Raw genomic sequence first — 15,857 nt, 5'->3', positions numbered from 1 at the left:
ACTCAGCGGTTATGCCGATCAATAAAACTCAAGGCCTGGTACAGCGCCTGCATCCGCGGCAGTTCGCAACCGGCAGCTTTTGCCGCTGCGAGTGGCCGCGCATAGATCGCCGCCAGTTCCAGCGGGCGTTTGTGCACGTGGTCGTGGTACATGCTCGGCAGGTAGTCGACCATCGTTTCGGTCATGGCGAACATCTGCTCAGCGTAACTCTTGGGGATTTCATGGCCGCAGGCGTGGGCGCCTTGTACCACTTCGGCCATCAACGCCTGAATCAGCTCGCGGCTGGATTCATCCGCCATCATCGCCGTGGTGCCCGCGCCCAATAACACCGAGAGGCCGTTGTAGGGCACATTCCACACCAACTTATGCCAACGGGCCTGATGCACGTTCGCCTTGGCCTGGGACTCGATACCCGCCTTGTGAAACAACGCGGCGCCGGCTTCGACGATCGCCTTTTGGCGGGCTTCATCATTGGCCGCCGAGCCACTGTGATAACCCAGGTTGACCCGGCCCAACGCCTGATGCTCGATAACGCCGGGGGCAGAACGATGCACGCCGATGTAGCACAGGCCGCCGAGCAAATGCAGCGATGCGGGCAGGTGCTCACGCAGGCTGTCTTCCACATCGAGGCCATTTTGCAGCAACACCACCTTGGCATCCGGCGCCGCAACCTGGGCGATGGTCGGGGCCAGGTCGACGTTGCCGGTGGACTTGGTGCCCACCAGAAGCCAGTCGCACGGTGGCATATCGGCAGCCCGGGCGTAGGCCTGCACCGGGTGCAGGTGCAAGGGGCCATGCACGCGGCTGTTAAGGTGAAGGCCGGTCTCGCTGACCGCTGCGTACTCACTGCGCAACAGGAAGTGCACATCAAAACCGGCGCGTGCCAGCATCAAACCGTAGAAACCACCGATGGCGCCGGTGCCGATGATGCCAATGCGGGTTGATTGTGCGGTCATGGCAGATCCTCTGGAGTGCGGGTAAGCGCATGTTTTATAGAGTCAGCAAGGTCAGAAGGTGTAAGACGCGTCTGTAATTGCCCGAGGAATTGACCCTCGCACACCACGAACAACGCCGGCAAATGAAAGATCTGGTAGCGTTCGACCGCACCGCCGTTGTGCCCGGCATCCACCCAGCACACCCGGTCCAGCGGCAACGTCCAGCCTGGTAATTGCTGGCGCGCCCAACGACAACTGGAACACCCTACGCTTGTGAACACGACAAGCGAAATACCTGGCAATCCCAGCAATTGCTGGTCAATATCCAGGTCGGTCAATTCCAGTTCCTTCACTATACTGCTGCTGCCGCCGTCAACTGGACGGTACTCGGAGTCCGTGTACATGGGTCGTTTTTTACCTCACCCTGATGATGTCGCTGTCGAGTTAATCCAACGCCCCTCTCCTGCCATCCCCCGCCAACGCCTGCACACTACCGGCCTGGGCGGTGTTGCCTGCCATTGGCCACGCGCCTGGCGCGAGGGCACGGCGGTTGATCTGCACATCCCTTCCCTGGGCGCCAGCGCGCGTTATCCAGGCTATGTGGCGTGGTGCCGCAAGGTGGAAAACGGCTACCGCGTCGGTGTCTCGTTTACCGATGAACATGCGCTGTTCGGTGCGCGAATGGGTGAGCAAGCATGCCGGATAGAGCGCTATTGCCGCCAGCACGACAACGCAGAACCCACCGCCCAGCAATTCGAAGCACTGGCCCGCGAGTGGGTATCGCGCCATGCCTGTGAGTTCTCCCATGAGGCGTTTGTGGCGCCAACGCTGGATTAAAGCGGGCTTTGCCCATTGTCGCGGGCCGGTGTTACGCGCTAAGGTTCCCTCCCCCTGCATCCAAATCATGCTGTGCTCCGCCGCACGGGGATGGCTGGCGGCCAGCACCCGTGACCCTGACGAGTAACACGATGGCTGATTTACCGATCAATGACCTAAACGTCGAATCCAACGAGACCCTGATCACACCTGATCAGCTCAAGCGCGAAATCCCTTTGAGCGACGCTGCCCTGCAGACCGTCACCAAGGGCCGCGAAGTCATCCGTGACATTCTCGACGGCACCGACCACCGCCTGTTCGTCGTCATCGGGCCCTGCTCGATCCATGACCTCAAGGCTGCCCACGAGTACGCCGAGCGCCTCAAAGTACTGGCGGCGGAAGTGTCCGACACCCTGTACCTGGTGATGCGCGTCTATTTCGAAAAACCGCGTACCACCGTCGGCTGGAAAGGCTTGATCAACGATCCGTACCTGGACGACTCGTTCAAGATCCAGGATGGCCTGCACATCGGTCGTCAATTGCTGCTGGACCTGGCTGAAATGGGCCTGCCCACCGCCACTGAAGCCCTGGACCCGATCTCCCCGCAGTACCTGCAGGACCTGATCAGCTGGTCGGCCATCGGCGCACGCACCACTGAATCCCAGACTCACCGAGAAATGGCGTCCGGCCTTTCCTCGGCCGTGGGCTTCAAGAACGGCACCGACGGTGGCCTGACCGTGGCGATCAACGCGCTGCAATCGGTCTCCAGCCCGCACCGCTTCCTGGGTATCAACCAGGAAGGTGGCGTGTCCATCGTCACCACCAAGGGCAACGCCTACGGCCACGTGGTGCTGCGCGGCGGCAACGGCAAGCCCAACTATGATTCGGTCAGCGTTGCGCTGTGCGAACAGGCGCTGAACAAGGCCAAGATCAAGCCGAACATCATGGTCGACTGCAGCCACGCCAACTCCAACAAGGACCCGGCCCTGCAACCGCTGGTGATGGAAAACGTCGCCAACCAGATCCTCGAAGGCAACCAATCAATCATCGGCCTGATGGTCGAGAGCCACCTGAACTGGGGTTGCCAGGCGATTCCAAAAGACCTGGCCGACTTGCAATATGGCGTTTCGATCACTGATGCCTGCATCGATTGGGCCGCCACTGAAAACACTCTGCGCAGCATGCACGCCAAGCTCAAGGACGTATTGCCGAAACGCAAACGCACCTGACACAACACTGCGCACACAAAAACGCCGGGCTGAGCCCGGCGTTTTTTATGGTGCTATTTATGCCTTACAGCTTCGCGGCATGGCGCTGGTGGCGCTCCATGTAGCGTTCGACGTAGGAGCAGGACGGGATCACCGTATAGCCTGCCTGTTCGGCGAACTTCAAGGCTTCCTCGGTCAATGCCGCCGCAATACCACGACCCCGCAGTGCGTTGGGCACGAAGGTCCGATAGATATCCAGGGTCTGTTTGCCGAGGTCCATGTAGGTCAGATAGGCACGATAACCGTCCACATTGGTCTCGAACTGATGACCAGCCTGGTCATGGTGGATGGACAACGCCTCGCTCATCACTACTCCTCGCGGGTCTTGGTTTCTGACCCTACCTTACCGATGTTTTTCCGGCGAAGGAACATCTACGCCACCCCGTGCCGGTTCCGACAACGAGAAAACCCTGAGCGCTCACAACCAGCACGCAGGAAATAGTAGGCACCAATCCTGCGATTGCTCAAGGCGCACCTGCCATCCCCTGCCGCTGGTAGATATAGAAAGGGCCTCGATCAACCGATGATCGAAAGCCTGTACATTGCCGGCAGTTGAACCTTGAGACGAACAGGCGCTCTTAAAGTCACCTCTACATGCGCAAAAGATGCCGGGCAACGCAAAGCCGTGCTGAACGAAAGTGTCAGCTGTATATATAAATTTTCATCTATTTACAGCGCTTGACACATGCCGGCCGGCCTTTCCCAGCCTGGATCCAATTGTCGCCTGATTGAAAAAAATTGGACGCTTTTTATACAAACCTTCAAAAGGTTAGCCAAAATAGATTCGGCACGAGAATTTTTTTTGCTTCTTGCGCTACGTCAGTTTACTTACTACAAGTAATGGGTAGTATGTACGCCGGCTATTAGCTCACTCTGGGCGAACTAGCCATCTAATAGAAAGTCCTTGAAGGGGAACACGATGAACAACGTTCTGAAATTCTCTGCTCTGGCTCTGGCCGCAGTTCTGGCTACCGGTTGCAGCAGCGTCTCCAAAGAAACCGAAGCTCGTCTGACTGCAACTGAAGACGCAGCAGCTCGCTCCCAGGCTCGTGCAGACGAAGCCTACCGTAAAGCTGATGAAGCGCTGGCTGCTGCTCAAAAAGCACAACAGACTGCTGACGAAGCTAACGAGCGCGCACTGCGTATGCTTGAAAAAGCTAGCCGCAAGTAATAATCCTTCGGGGTTGTTATCAAGCCGATCCATTTATGGGTCGGCTTTTTTATTGCCTGGTATGTGTACCTGAATAACGCGCAATAAAAAGCCCGCCGAGGCGCAAGGCCTTGACGGGCTTTTGAACGAACGCCTTATTGCTGCAGGTCGATCGGCGCGCTGGAGGCGATCGGTGCCGGGCCCGGCACACCGATTTCCGTCGGCAAACCGTCTTCCGCCGCGACGACGTCACGCACCTGATCCCAGTTCACTCGAAGTTGATTGGCCAAGTCTTCACGCTTGAGCAAGGCGTTGATCACCGCCGTGTGCTTGTCGACCACCGATGGCGTCCCGTCATCATTCAATGGCGTATGCGCTTCCAGATAGACCTTGCCGCCACTGCGACCGAACTTGTAGGCCTCGCTGATGATGCGCACCGACGTGCCCACTGGCACCATGCCGGCCATCTCCAGCACGTTGTTGTTGAACATACGGAAGCAGCCGTGACTGGTACGGGTGCCGATGCCGAACTTCGCGTTGGAGCCGTGGATCAGGTAACCCGGAGTACCCAGGGTGAACTTGAACGGGCCCAAGGGGTTGTCCGGGCCGGCCGGCACCACGTTGGGCAGCGGGTCACCGTTGGCGGCGTGCTCGGCCTTGATTGAGGCGGGCGGCGTCCAGGTCGGGTTCGGCGTTTTGGCAATGATGCTGGTATGGGCGATAGGCGAACCCCAGCCTTCACGACCAATGCCCAGCGGGAAGGTGTAGACCACGTTCTGGCCCTTGGGGTAGTAGTAGAGCCGGTACTCCGCCAGGTTGATCACAATACCTTCGCGCGGGCCCGGCGGCAGGATGAACCGCGTCGGCAGCACGATCTCGGTGCCCGCCCCCGGCAACCAGGCATCCACGCCCGGGTTCGCCGCGACCATCTCCGAATAGCCCAGGTCATAGGTGGTGCCCAGGTCGGCAAAGGTGTCCTCGTACTTGGCCTTGATCACTTGGACCTGACCGACGATGTCTTCACCCGGCGGTGGCAAGGGCAACTGCAAAGCTGACGCAGCACCGGCCGCACAGAGTGCGGCGAGAGACAGGCAGCAGGTGACGACGGAAAGGCGCGACAACATCCGGAAAATCCTTCGCAGAACGACGGGAGATAAAGATAGATTGTATACGTGAAGCGCGCTTCTAGCTGCCCCTTACAGCTCGAAACGCAGTTCCGGCCAGATCGGCGGCGTGCCACGCTTCTGGGATTCCAGGATCGCACGACACAACGGGCACAGGCGCTGGTCCTGGAAGATCGAGCGATCAACCCGCGACCAACGCGGTTGCGCCGGCAGCAGCGTGCCGCACAGGGTACGATCGATGGTGCCGCCCAGTTCCAGTTGACGCGTCACCAGATGCACCCGCACTTCCTGGCAGGCGAACAGATCCAGCTGCTCGTCCGGCTCGATCAGTTGGTAATTAAACAGGGACCAGGCAGGACGCGACATCAGGGGCTCCAAATCGGGGGGGCGCCACCTTAGCCGAAAGCCTGCCGGTAGAAAAGCGTCAAAGCAGCGGTTTTAGCGTCGGCCAGACATTTTCCAGCAACTTGCCCTGGGCGCCGACGGCCGGGTGCAGTTGATCGGCCTGCATCAGCTCCGGGTGCCCACCCACGCCTTCGAGGAAAAACGGCACCAGCGGGACGTTTTTTTCCTTGGCCAGTGCGCCAAAGACTTCGGCAAATGCCGTGGTGTAGCGCGGGCCATAGTTGGGCGGTAATTGCATCCCCAACAACAACACCTTGGCACCACCGGCCTTGGACTGGTCAATCATCGACGCAAGATTTTGTTTCAATTGCGCCGGGGGTTGTCCACGCAATCCATCATTGCCGCCCAACTCGATCACCACCACGTCTGGCTTATGCTCTGCAAGCGCCGCCGGCAGCCGCGCCAAGCCCCCGGCACTGGTATCCCCGCTGATGGAGGCGTTGATCACTTTATCGTCGAAACCTTCCTGCTTGAGCCGTTGCTCCAGCAGGGCAACCCACCCCTTGCGGGTATCCAGGCCGAAACCGGCACTGATACTATCGCCAACGATCAGGACTGTACCCGCCGCTGCGTTCTGGGCCATGCACATCAAGGCCAGGCCAGCACTCAAAAACCACATTCGCATCGGATTCTCCATGGGCGCAAGCATTCTCACCGCGCGGAACCTTAGCAAAGTGGTTCCCAGCGCGGAAGGTGAACTGACTATCCTGCACGAACTGAGCCTGGAACTGAACAAGGGCGATAGCCTGGCTATCGTCGGCAGCTCCGGTTCCGGCAAATCTACCCTCCTCGGCCTGCTGGCCGGCCTCGACCTGCCCAGCAGCGGCGAAGTCACCCTCGCCGGGCAAGCCTTGAGCACTCTCGACGAAGACCAGCGCGCGCGCATCCGTGCCGAGCACGTAGGGTTCGTGTTCCAGTCCTTCCAACTGCTCGACAGCCTCAACGCGCTGGAGAACGTCATGCTGCCGTTGGAACTGGACGGCCGCAAAGACGCCCGCGAGCGCGCCCGGCACCTGCTCGAACGTGTCGGCCTGGGCCAGCGCCTGACCCACTCACCACGCCAACTCTCAGGTGGCGAGCAACAACGCGTGGCGATTGCCCGCGCCTTTGCCGCCGAACCGGACGTACTGTTTGCCGACGAACCTACCGGCAACCTCGACAGCCACACCGGCGAGCGCATCAGCGACCTGCTGTTCGAACTCAATAAAGAGAGCGGCACGACCCTGGTGCTGGTCACCCACGACGAGCGCCTGGCCCACCGTTGCCGACGCCTGATCCGCCTTGAAGCCGGCCTGATGGTCGCGCCCCTGGAGCCTTGATGGCACGTTTGCCGCTGTTGCGCCTATTCAGCCTTGCCATGCGCCAATTGCTGCGCGATGCCCGCGCGGGCGAATTGCGTGTGTTGTTCTTCGCCCTGTTGGTGGCCGTGGCCGCCAGTACCGCCATCGGCTACTTCGGCGCTCGCCTCAATGGCGCCATGCTGTTGCGCGCCACCGAGTTTCTGGGCGCCGACCTGGTGCTGGAAGGCAGCTCGCCGGCCCGCCCCGAGCAAATCCAGTCCGGCACCGAACTGGGCCTCGATCACGCTCGCGTCGTGGAGTTCTCCAGCGTTATAGCCACTGATAACGGCATCCAGCTCTCCAGCATCAAGGCGGTCAACGAGCAGTACCCGCTGCGCGGCGAACTGAAAAGCGCTGCTGCGCCCTTCGGCGAGGAGACCCCTGGCGGCGGGCCCAAACCCGGGGAAGCCTGGGTTGAAGCCCGGCTGCTGACAGCACTGGACCTCAAGGTCGGCGACAGCATTGATGTGGGCATGAAAACCCTGCGCCTGGCCCGCGTGCTCACCTATGAGCCGGACCGCGCCGGCAACTTCTACAGCCTTACGCCCAGGGTGATGATCAACCTGGCGGACCTGGACGCCACCGGCGTCGTCCAGCCCGGCAGCCGCGTCAGCTATCGCGAACTGTGGCGCGGGCCACAGGGCAGCACGGTACTGCAAACCTATCGTGACCTGGTCAAGCCAGGACTCGCCGCCAACCAGCGGCTGCAGGATTCACGGGACGGCAACCAACAGATCGGCGGCGCGCTGGGCAAGGCCGAACGCTACCTGAACATGGCCAGCCTGGTCGCGGTGCTGCTGGCCGGTGTGGCCGTGGCGCTGTCGGCCAATCGCTTCGCCACCCGGCGCTTTGACGCCAGTGCCTTGCTGCGCTGCCTGGGATTGTCACGGCGCGAAGCCATGTTGCTGTTCAGTCTGCAACTGAGCGTACTGGGGCTGCTGGCAAGCCTGACCGGCGCCCTGCTCGGCTGGCTGGCGCAGTTTGGCCTGTTCTACTTTCTCCATGACCTGCTGCCGGCGGACGTTCCTCCCGGCGGGCTGTTACCGGCAATTGCGGGCATCGGCACCGGCCTGGTCGCCCTCGCCGGTTTCGCCCTGCCGCCCTTGGCCGCCCTGGGTCGTGTGCCGCCACTAAGGGTATTGCGTCGCGACCTGCTGCCGATTCCTTCCAGCACCTGGATGGTCTACGGCGCAGCACTGTTTGCATTGGGCCTGATCATGTGGCGCCTGAGCCTCGACCTGGTGCTGACCTTCGCCCTGCTGGGCGGTGGCGTGGTGGCTGCGCTGGTCCTCGGCGGCTTGCTCCTGCTGCTGTTGCAAAGCCTGCGCCGCCTGCTGGCACGCGCCTCCCTGCCGTGGCGCCTGGGCCTGGGCCAATTGCTGCGCCACCCGTTGGCGGCGGCCGGTCAATCCCTGGCGTTTGGCCTGATCCTGCTGTCCATGGGTTTGATCGCCCTGCTGCGTGGCGAGTTGCTCGACACCTGGCAAAACCAGCTGCCTAAGGATGCGCCCAACTATTTCGCGTTGAATATCCTGCCGGCCGACAAGGAGGCCTTTGGCGCCCGCCTGCTGGAACTGCAAGCGCAATCCGCGCCGCTTTATCCGGTGGTGCCGGGTCGCCTGATCAGTATCAACGGTGAACCGGTACAGGAAATCGTCAGCAAGGACTCAAGCGGCGATCGTGCGGTACAACGCGACCTGAGCCTGACCTGGGCTGCCGACCTGCCACCGGGTAATGCCCTGACGGCGGGCTCATGGTGGTCACAGCAGCCCACCGATGAAATCCCTGGCGTCTCCGTAGAAGCCAAGGTAGCGGAAAGCCTCAAGCTCAAGCTCAATGACCACTTGGTGTTCACGGTGGGCGGCGAAAATCGTGAAGCGCGGGTGACCAGCCTGCGGACCATCAACTGGGATAACTTCCAGCCCAACTTCTTCATGATTTTCCAGCCAGGCACCTTGAAGGACCTGCCGACCACCTACCTGACCAGCTTCTACCTGGCACCCGGGCATGACCAGCAAATCGTCGACCTGTCCCGGGCGTTCCCGGCGGTAACCATCCTGCAGGTCGAGGCGCTGCTGGAGCAGTTGCGCAGCATCCTCGCCCAAGTGACCCTGGCGGTGGAGTACGTGCTGCTGTTTGTCCTGGCAGCGGGGATGGCGGTGTTGTTCTCGGGCCTGCAGGCCACGCTGGACGAACGTATCCGCCAAGGCGCGCTATTACGCGCACTGGGCGCCGAACGCAAGCTGCTGGTCAAGGCCAGGCGTATCGAGTTCGGCTTGCTGGGTGCTGTCAGTGGGCTGTTGGCGGCACTGGGGACTGAACTGGTGACCTTTGTGCTGTACCGCTATGCATTTGACCTGGCCTGGCAGCCTCACCCATGGTTGTTGTTGCTGCCGGTGATTGGCGCCGTGCTGATCGGCGGTGCGGGTGTGTTTGGCACCCGCCGTGCACTGAACGCAAGCCCGCTGACTGTGTTGCGCGAAGGTTGAAGCGCCGTGTGGGAGCGCTTTAGCAACGCGGCGAAGGGATCACCGCGCGGTCTTTGCCAGACCGCAGCGCCGGCATCGCAGCCTCGCTAAAGCTCGACAGCTCCCACATTTGATCTCTGGTGTTTTCGCAGCCCAGCTCACTTCACATACTCGATCCCGGTGATCCACCAGCACACTTCACCACTCGGGGTCTGCACGAGGGCCTCGTCGTCTACTTCCTTGCGCAGCAGCGCACGGGCCATGGGTGAGTCGATGGAGATGTAGTCCATCCGATCATAGATCTCGTCATAGCCGACGATACGAAAACGCTTGGTCTCACCCTGTTCGTTTTCGATGTCCACCCAGGCGCCAAAAAACACCTTGCCCTCCTGCTCGGGCATGTACTCCACCACACGCATGTCTTCCAGGCGCTTGCGCAGGTAGCGCACGCGACGGTCGATCTCGCGCAGCAACTTCTTGTTGTACTGGTAATCGGCATTTTCGCTGCGGTCCCCCAACGAGGCCGCCCACGTTACTTTGCGCGTGGTGTCGGGGCGCTTCTCACGCCAGAGGTAATCCAGCTCCTTCTTCAGCGCTTCATGGCCTTCTTTGGTAATCAGCTTGGTACTCAAACGCTTGCATCCCCAGGCAATGTCCATAGGTGCCGATACGCCTGGGTTTCAGCCCCGGCGTTGGCTGGCTGGCGTTGATGATAAATGAACCCGGGAAAGTAGCCAGGCCAGTCTAGCTATCCAACGCCCGATCCAGCTCAAGCAGCATGCCTCTCAGGCTTTGCCGCAGGCCCGCCACCTGCGACGTCATCACCTTCAGGGCTTCGGTCCTCTGGCTGACCGCTAGCGACTGATCATGCAATTGAGCGGTGCGTTGTTCCAGTTCTCGAACCTTCTCGTCCAACTGGCTTTGCCCCTGCTGCAACCGCGCCTGCCATTGCTCAAGTGCCGTCTCCTGCTCGATTGCCGCGAGTTTTTGCTGGGTCAGCTCCTGGGCGACACGGGCAAGGTTGGTCAACGTACTGTCCACCTCGAACAACGTACTGTGGTCAGTTGACGCAGGGGGTTGCGGTTGTGCCGGTGCAACGGGTGCACGTGGGATTGCAGGTGGCGGCGGCGCCATGATCACGGGCGTTTCGACGGAAGCTGGCAGTGGCTCCTCAACCAGATGCTCATGCATCGGCCGGGGTGGCTCTGAGGGGCCCGCCCCTTTGGCCGGGGAGCTCATTTGCGACGAAAAACGAATGGACGGCACGATCAATGAAGCACTTTCGATAGCCGGCAGTGTCGAGGCCGACATGCCCAGGGTGATCACTTTCATCACCAGCGCTTTCTTGATAATCACCGAGTGATGATCCTCGGGCCTGGCGGGCGGCAGCTTGCAACCTTTCAAATCGACAAAATGATAGGGCTCCTGAGTCTCAGTAACGCCGCCCGCCTTAACCCCCGAAGCGGCCAATGTCAGTATTTGCTTAAAAACATGTAAGGCCACCTGCAAGTCTTCCTTGGACTCGACCCCGCCCAGGAAATACCGGTCAAGTTTCTTACGCAAGGCCGCGATATAGACCCTGGAACTTCCCGGCTCTACCTCCTCATCCAAACTGTAAACAAGAAAGTTGGAGGCCGTCTGACCTACAGCAAACCCACAGAGCAGTGCACCGTTAACCGGGGCATCTTGACCGTCGCGTTCAAGCACAAGGGTACGTAGCAGCATCATGGCATTCAGGCCTCATTATGCGGGGCAGAAAGTTTACATAAACAACAAATAAACATTCGAAAATTGGACACTTTTAAACACAACACATTGTTTCAGTGGCTTGACTGCCTCGCACGTAGGACTTGTCTTATTAATAGTTATCGGCGTTCCCAAAAACGGTCATTACCCGTACCCTTTTTTCACGCCCCCTACGTCATGCCAAACTTATTCGGTACAAAAATGATCGAAATAAGCAATCTGACAAAACACACGGGTAACACAACTCTAATCAGCGACTTTTCATTTAGCGCCCATCCACAAGAATGCCTGGGTTTATTCGGAGAGGATCATACGGTCAAAACAGCCCTGCTCAATCTAATAGCCGGTTCGACGCAGCCGTCCAGCGGTTATATAAATATCCAGGGCTTCAATACTCAAAGCCATGCACTTAAAGCGAGAAAACTCGTCGGCTACCAACTGTCAAAAGACCTCGGCCATCCAACAATGTCCGTCAACACATTCCTTGGCTTCATCGCGGCCGTGCGCGGCCTCCACGGCGCCGAAAAGCGCGCACGGTTGGAACACGTTGTTGCAAGACTGGAACTGTTTCCGGTGCTCAATGCCCCCCTCGACGCGCTCTCCATTGCCTGGAAACGCAAAGTCGCTATTGCCCAAGCCATCCTGCATGGTCCAGCCCTGTTACTGCTGGATGAGCCAACGGAAGGGTTCGCACCTGATCAGAAACATACATTCAGGGCGCTTATCCAATCACTGACGCAAGAAATGACAGTGATCATCGCCTCTCGTCACTGCGATGAATTGTCCGAATGGTGTACACGCGCGTTGGTCATAGCTGGCGGTCGCCTGGTGGCCGATACCCCACTGCCCGATCTACAGCGCGGCTCCCGTCACTTCCAGGCCGTCACACTTGCTGCCGACACACCATTGGATCTACTGGCCCTCGCCGTACTGCCAGGCGTGGCAGGCATCGAGGAGCATCGGCACGCACCCGGCACGGTGACCGTTCTCGCCATGCCGGGGCACACCATCTATCCCCATATCAGCACGCTGATTGCCAGTCGTCGCTGGAAAATCAACTCACTGAACCTGGAACCAGGTCGCCTCAATGATGTAGTCCACCAACTGAGCCAGGAGGCGTCGCTTTGAAACTATTGCCCATCATATTAAAGCGTCAACTTGCCAGCTTTGCCTGCACACCCAGTATTTACCTGAGCATTGCGATCTTCCTGATACTGTCAGTGACGTTGGGCATGGACATAAGCTCGTGGCCGGAACAAAACGACAGCGACTTGCAGGTCTTTTTCCAGTTCCACCCCTGGCTGTACTTACTGTTGATTCCCGCCCTGGCCACGCAACTATGGTCGGATGAGGCCAATGCAGGTTTTTTCGGCCTGATGAAAACCATGCCCATCACGACACTTGAATGGGTTATCGGGAAATTCCTAGCCGCTTGGTTCGTCGCAGGCACCACGCTGCTCCTGATGTTTCCTCTCGTCATCATTGCCAACTACTTGGGCAGGGCAGACAACAGCGTTATCGCTTCACAATTTTTGTCGAGTTGGCTGCTCGCGGGCAGCTACCTGTCCGCCGGTTTCTTTATTTGCACACTTGTATGCCAGCGCACTGTCATTTTCGTACTGACCCTTGTCTTGCTGCTAACAGCCAGTGGGCTCTCTACTGTATTGGATGCGCTTGAGCATCAAGCCCCGATAGGATTGATCGACAGCCTGGCCACCCTCAGCCCTGCTTTACGATTCAGCAGTATCGATGATGGAAAACTTACACTTCGCGACACGCTTTACTTCATTAGCATGATCCTCGCCTTTCTCGCTGCGGCGACCGTCACACTCAACTACAAACACAGCTGAGAAGGGAAACCCTTAATGCGGTCCACTCTGCGCACCGGCATGACACTCACCGTCACCTTGTTGCTTTTTCTGGCGTTCAATCTGGTTTGGATAGGTAAACTTCCTGATATTCAGTGGGATTTTTCTCAACAAAAAGTTCACACTTTATCGTCTTCAGCACAACATCTAGCTTCCACATTGGAAAGCCCCGTCGACCTGTATTACTTCAACTCGAACAACGCCCCTAAAAGAAGCAACGCCGTGCAACGCTACAGCAAGCGTATTGAGGAACTGCTCAAGGCGTACGAAAAAACCGCCAATGGCATGATTAACCTGCACCTTATTAAACCTGCACCTTTTTCCGAGGACGCCTACAAAGCGCGGCTATCCGGACTCGACCACACCGCTGGGTTTCTCGGCCTTATCGGCACCCGCGCCGGTCACAGTGTGCGCCGTATTGGTTCCTTCAGCCTCGACCGGGAGCCTTTGCTCGAGTATGAAATCAGCCACCTGCTCTATAAGTTGCAGCACCCGGAGCGCCCGGTCGTTGCACTGCTGTCGGGGCTGGCGATGGACGAAGCTGCAGGTCGGCTGTTGCAGGATCTACGACGTGAATTTGATCTGGTCAACCTGGAGTCGACTGCCGCGCACGTCCCCGAGCGCATAAAAACGCTGATGGTTGTGCACCCACAGGCGTTATCTGAGCGAACCCTGTATGGGATTGAACAATTTGTATTGAAGGGCGGCAGATTGATGATGTTTATTGATCCCTTGAGCGAGCAACGCTCGACCGCTGCCCCTGCGAACACTCGCCTGGACCAATTACTGGCTGCCTGGGGTATCCAGATGCCAGCGGACAAGCTGCTGGCCGACGACCTCTATACGCCTTGGGAAACGCCAGGGGCGCCCACTCAGGTCCGATTGAATCTGCCTCGGCAGGCGATGAACACAAACGATATCAGCACATGGAACCTCAACAGGGTGACGGTATCGAGCAGTGGTGCCCTCTCACGACTGAGTAAAAGTCGCACGACCTTAACCCCTCTCCTGCACAGCTCCGAGCAATCGGTGCTGCTGGATGCCAATAGTTTCACACGCGCAACCACGGTCGACTCATTGATTGAACAGGCATCGGGCCAAGCGCGACGTCATGTGATAGCCGCACGTATCGAGGGGCCGAGCTATTCTGTCTTTCCAGATGGCCTCAAGGGGCAACCGCCCGGTGTGCAGAAAGCAGCGCAGATACAGGTCGTGGTCATTGCTGACACGGACTTGCTTACGGACAAGGTCAGCAATTCGGCACCTGACAGCAACGCGTTGTTTGTCTTGAATACATTGGACAACCTGTCCGCCCCCGACACACTCGCCGCAATCCGCCCTCGCGTGCCGCAGGACCGGGAGCCGACAGTGCTGGAGCGCATGCGCGAGGTCGCGAAGCACGCCTATCGCGCAAAGGCCAGCGACCTGGAACGACGCCTGCAACGAACGGAGCAGGAATGGCAACGGCTGAACCCGTGGTCCACTGCCCTCGGCACCCAGGCGGTGGACACCACCACCCAGTTGCAAGCCCTCAACAAGGAACGCCTGCGCTTGCCCATGGAGCTGCATGCCTTACAACGCGAAGCCTATGCCCAGGTGCGTGACCTGGAACTGGCGATAAAACTGGTCGTGACCTTTGCCATTCCGCTGACGTTATGCCTGATCGCCTGGGGGGTCTTCCGGGGTCATCGCCGTCGTCGGCTGCACGCTGGCAGCCTGATTCACTGAACGATTAACGTCGGGCGATCAGCCCTTGTCGAGCGATGCGGGTCAATTGGCGGATGACTTCTTCGGCGTCGCCGGCACTGGGGGCCTGGATGACAGCGAGGTCAAAGCTGTTGCTGGCAAAACGCGCAAGGGAATCGCCATCTTCGACAAACTGGATCAGGAACGCTGAGGGTCGGCCAGTGCGGCGCGGCCAGCCATCCAAGTAACGCAAGAGCGTAGGCTGGTGCTTGCCGCCAAGGAGAATTTTAGGATTGCGTTGAGTGAGGTCCGCGGTGATCGGGGCCAGGCGTATCAGGGGGCGTAGTGCATTCATCGTGTCGTGTCTCTGCCTCAAAAGTCTGCGGGCAGGTGAGAGGCAACACCGAACCAGCGCTTTAGCGGAATTTCAAAGCATGGAACATGCTTCTGTCGGGACCGATAACGATCACCCATGGCGCCCCGCAATTAGCTGTTTAAATCGGCGCATGAACGGCATCCTAGAGAAGCCGATGGGGCGGTGTCAACAATCCCGAGCAACGAAAAGGCCCGCACATGGCGGGCCGATTCAAGGTTTTGCAGAACGATCAGTTGGCGATAGCGCGGTCGGCAGACAGTTTGCCCGCACCTTCCAACAACACCGCCAGGGTGCCGCCGAGCAAGGCCAGTGCGAACTCATAACCGTTGTTGGCCATGAACAGACCGTTATGGATGTGCACCGAGAAGATCGCCACCAGCGTCAGGATGGTCAAGCCGAGTGCCGCCGGACGCGCCAGCAGACCAACGATCAGTGCCAGGCCAGCGAAGAACTCGGTACCACCCGACAGCAGCGCCATCAGCGTACCCGGCGCCAGGCCGATGCTTTCCATCCACTGGGCAGTGCCCGCCAGGCCATAGCCGCCAAACCAGCCAAAGAGTTTTTGCGAACCGTGGGCGGCGAAGATAATGCCGACAATAATACGCAGGATGGTCAGGCCGTAACCGGCACGGGTGGACAGGACGCTTTTGATCAGTGGGCTCATGGTGATAATCC

General features: G+C 59.2%; 18 protein-coding genes. 8 read left to right on the top strand and 10 right to left on the bottom strand.

All coding sequences use genetic code 11. The features are described 5' to 3' along the window. Positions 1-2: 2 nt before the first annotated feature. Both AACY44_RS01210 and AACY44_RS01205 read right to left on the bottom strand, forming a co-directional pair. Positions 3-956, bottom strand: a complete 954-nt coding sequence (locus tag AACY44_RS01210; RefSeq protein WP_339529662.1) for a putative 2-dehydropantoate 2-reductase — start codon at positions 954-956, stop codon at positions 3-5. Further along, positions 953-1,339, bottom strand: a complete 387-nt coding sequence (locus tag AACY44_RS01205; protein ID WP_339414780.1) for a thioredoxin — start codon at positions 1,337-1,339, stop codon at positions 953-955. The genes AACY44_RS01210 and AACY44_RS01205 overlap by 4 nt, the downstream gene beginning before the upstream one ends. Here AACY44_RS01205 and AACY44_RS01200 point away from each other — a divergent pair. Both AACY44_RS01200 and AACY44_RS01195 read left to right on the top strand, forming a co-directional pair. Then, on the top strand, positions 1,338-1,772 hold the full coding sequence (locus AACY44_RS01200; RefSeq protein ID WP_339414781.1) for a PilZ domain-containing protein: 435 nt from the start codon (positions 1,338-1,340) through the stop codon (positions 1,770-1,772). The two genes, AACY44_RS01205 and AACY44_RS01200, sit on opposite strands and share 2 nt — an antisense overlap. A gap of 131 nt (positions 1,773-1,903) precedes the next feature. Then, positions 1,904-2,980, top strand: coding sequence for a 3-deoxy-7-phosphoheptulonate synthase (locus tag AACY44_RS01195; protein WP_016975370.1), 1,077 nt, complete (start codon positions 1,904-1,906; stop codon positions 2,978-2,980). Positions 2,981-3,044: 64 nt separating this feature from the next. Here the strand turns inward: AACY44_RS01195 and AACY44_RS01190 are convergent, their stop codons facing one another. Continuing rightward, the gene (locus AACY44_RS01190) at positions 3,045-3,326 is read right to left on the bottom strand and encodes a GNAT family N-acetyltransferase (protein WP_339414782.1); all 282 of its coding nucleotides are present in this window, start codon (positions 3,324-3,326) and stop codon (positions 3,045-3,047) included. Between the two features lie 612 nt (positions 3,327-3,938). On the opposite strand from AACY44_RS01190, the gene oprI reads away from it, so the two are divergent. Next, entirely contained in the window at positions 3,939-4,190 is a 252-nt protein-coding gene (oprI, locus tag AACY44_RS01185) for an outer membrane lipoprotei OprI (RefSeq protein ID WP_003172710.1), read from the top strand. A 134-nt stretch (positions 4,191-4,324) separates the two neighbouring features. Here oprI and AACY44_RS01180 read toward each other — a convergent pair whose 3' ends face one another. The 3 genes from AACY44_RS01180 to AACY44_RS01170 form a co-directional block, all read right to left on the bottom strand. Then, positions 4,325-5,293, bottom strand: coding sequence for a L,D-transpeptidase family protein (locus AACY44_RS01180; protein WP_339414783.1), 969 nt, complete (start codon positions 5,291-5,293; stop codon positions 4,325-4,327). A gap of 72 nt (positions 5,294-5,365) precedes the next feature. After that, positions 5,366-5,659: a hypothetical protein gene (locus tag AACY44_RS01175; RefSeq protein WP_065872740.1), complete on the bottom strand. Its 294-nt coding sequence runs from the start codon at positions 5,657-5,659 to the stop codon at positions 5,366-5,368. Positions 5,660-5,717: 58 nt separating this feature from the next. Next, positions 5,718-6,323: an arylesterase gene (locus AACY44_RS01170; protein ID WP_339414784.1), complete on the bottom strand. Its 606-nt coding sequence runs from the start codon at positions 6,321-6,323 to the stop codon at positions 5,718-5,720. Between the two features lie 10 nt (positions 6,324-6,333). Between AACY44_RS01170 and AACY44_RS01165 the strand changes: the two genes are divergently transcribed. Both AACY44_RS01165 and AACY44_RS01160 read left to right on the top strand, forming a co-directional pair. Then, a complete protein-coding gene (locus AACY44_RS01165) occupies positions 6,334-7,017 on the top strand; it encodes an ABC transporter ATP-binding protein (RefSeq protein ID WP_005786391.1) in 684 nt (227 codons plus the stop codon). Then, a complete protein-coding gene (locus AACY44_RS01160) occupies positions 7,017-9,527 on the top strand; it encodes an ABC transporter permease (RefSeq protein WP_339437443.1) in 2,511 nt (836 codons plus the stop codon). Before AACY44_RS01165 ends, AACY44_RS01160 begins: the two co-directional genes overlap by 1 nt. A gap of 137 nt (positions 9,528-9,664) precedes the next feature. Here AACY44_RS01160 and greB read toward each other — a convergent pair whose 3' ends face one another. Further along, positions 9,665-10,138 (bottom strand): transcription elongation factor GreB, encoded by a 474-nt coding sequence (gene greB / locus AACY44_RS01155; protein WP_192298729.1) that lies wholly within the window; start codon positions 10,136-10,138, stop codon positions 9,665-9,667. Positions 10,139-10,250: 112 nt separating this feature from the next. Further along, positions 10,251-11,234 carry a hypothetical protein gene (locus tag AACY44_RS01150; RefSeq protein WP_339437442.1) on the bottom strand — a complete coding sequence of 328 codons (984 nt, stop codon included), beginning with the start codon at positions 11,232-11,234 and terminating at the stop codon, positions 10,251-10,253. A 219-nt stretch (positions 11,235-11,453) separates the two neighbouring features. Here AACY44_RS01150 and AACY44_RS01145 point away from each other — a divergent pair, with 219 nt between their 5' ends. From AACY44_RS01145 to AACY44_RS01135, 3 genes are read left to right on the top strand one after another with little or no spacing between them, the layout of a single operon-like run. After that, positions 11,454-12,380, top strand: a complete 927-nt coding sequence (locus AACY44_RS01145) for an ABC transporter ATP-binding protein (RefSeq protein WP_339414787.1) — start codon at positions 11,454-11,456, stop codon at positions 12,378-12,380. Then, positions 12,377-13,102: an ABC transporter permease gene (locus tag AACY44_RS01140; protein WP_339529660.1), complete on the top strand. Its 726-nt coding sequence runs from the start codon at positions 12,377-12,379 to the stop codon at positions 13,100-13,102. Before AACY44_RS01145 ends, AACY44_RS01140 begins: the two co-directional genes overlap by 4 nt. 15 nt (positions 13,103-13,117) lie before the next feature. Then, positions 13,118-14,848, top strand: coding sequence for a Gldg family protein (locus tag AACY44_RS01135; RefSeq protein ID WP_339529658.1), 1,731 nt, complete (start codon positions 13,118-13,120; stop codon positions 14,846-14,848). 4 nt (positions 14,849-14,852) lie between these two features. Here the strand turns inward: AACY44_RS01135 and AACY44_RS01130 are convergent, their stop codons facing one another. Further along, complete coding sequence (locus AACY44_RS01130) at positions 14,853-15,161, bottom strand: hypothetical protein (protein ID WP_056857201.1); 309 nt, start codon at positions 15,159-15,161, stop codon at positions 14,853-14,855. Between the two features lie 250 nt (positions 15,162-15,411). Next, a complete protein-coding gene (locus AACY44_RS01125) occupies positions 15,412-15,846 on the bottom strand; it encodes a DoxX family protein (protein ID WP_339414790.1) in 435 nt (144 codons plus the stop codon). Positions 15,847-15,857: the final 11 nt, after the last annotated feature.

This window comes from Pseudomonas sp. RA_15y_Pfl1_P11 (genome assembly GCF_963970975.1).
GTDB lineage: Bacteria > Pseudomonadota > Gammaproteobacteria > Pseudomonadales > Pseudomonadaceae > Aquipseudomonas > Aquipseudomonas tritici.
This window is presented reverse-complemented; position numbering and strand designations above follow the sequence as displayed.